At 46.1% G+C, this 1,020-nt stretch carries 1 protein-coding gene; it reads right to left on the bottom strand.

Features of this window, described 5'->3' with window-relative positions; translation table 11 throughout:
• Positions 1-79: 79 nt before the first annotated feature.
• Positions 80-1,020: transposase (locus IQ270_RS30500; RefSeq protein WP_193976814.1), on the bottom strand; the 941-nt coding region annotated here is incomplete at its 5' end.

Here is a 1,020-nt window from a genome sequence, read left to right as displayed (position 1 = left end):
TTGGAGTTTAGACTAAGCACAAATTTACTCAGCGTTAGCTGAGTAGAAATTATGGTGAATTTAGAGAGAGCTGACCAGGTTAACTAATGGATTTTGACGAGTTTTGGAACCTACCTTTACCCTTTTTGACCACAGGATAACGACATCTTGGAGTGCGAGTTTTCCCCGTTTGCCATCCATCGGAATTTCCTCGCCGTTTAGGAGCAATAGCCGGACTTCCAATCCTGATTAAAAGTGGAAGCATTGATTGTACAACCCTTCCAGGCGTCAACTCAGGCAGAGATTTTTGCCAGGGGAGACGAATTTCTGTGACTAGATCTTTAGCCAACCATAATTGCCAGGTGAGTAAAGGCATCAAATCACTCCATCGTTCGCACTGTTCAGGGGTACTCAACTTCGGCACATTCCAATGTAAGGTTTGTTTAGCTAATCGATACCAATGTTCGAGGGCAAAGCGGCGCAGATACAGTTGCCAAATTTCAGCCAGAGATGGCATTTGCATACCAACCCACACTAACCACAAAGGTTGACTGTTTAATCGACCCGTTACAGTTTCTAAACGTTCGACTAAAATCAAGGTCATTGGATGTTTGGGAGTACCTCGAAAATGCAAGTCATCCCATTTTTTTAACCGAATTTTTCCCAGTTTGGGTTCAAGAGATTCCAGAGTTTGTTCGGGTTCCCACCAGCTTTGAGGGTCGTTGAGTCTAAACTGTTGACCGTGAATTTTGGGCCGTCCTCTACCACTATAGGCTGGGGGTGCTGACCACAAGCAACGATTGGAGCGAATACGCATTAGTTTATCAGCAGCGATCTCCGCGGTGGCTTCGATCAGAGGTGCACACCCATACTCACTATCAAATAGAGCGATCGGTCTATTCTGGAGATATTGGCACACTTGTGCCAATTGCCCGGCCCCAAAACCGATCGGGTTGTCCCAACTGGTAATACGTTCGTGTCTTAAAGGCAGCGCCCAACTCCCGCTCATTGAGGGTATTAGTGCGATCGTACTATATCCTT

This window comes from Microcoleus sp. LEGE 07076, assembly GCF_015207455.1.
Classification (GTDB): domain Bacteria; phylum Cyanobacteriota; class Cyanobacteriia; order Cyanobacteriales; family Microcoleaceae; genus Microcoleus.
The sequence above is the reverse complement of the archived record's forward strand: the minus strand, read 5'-3'. Positions and strand labels throughout refer to the sequence as shown.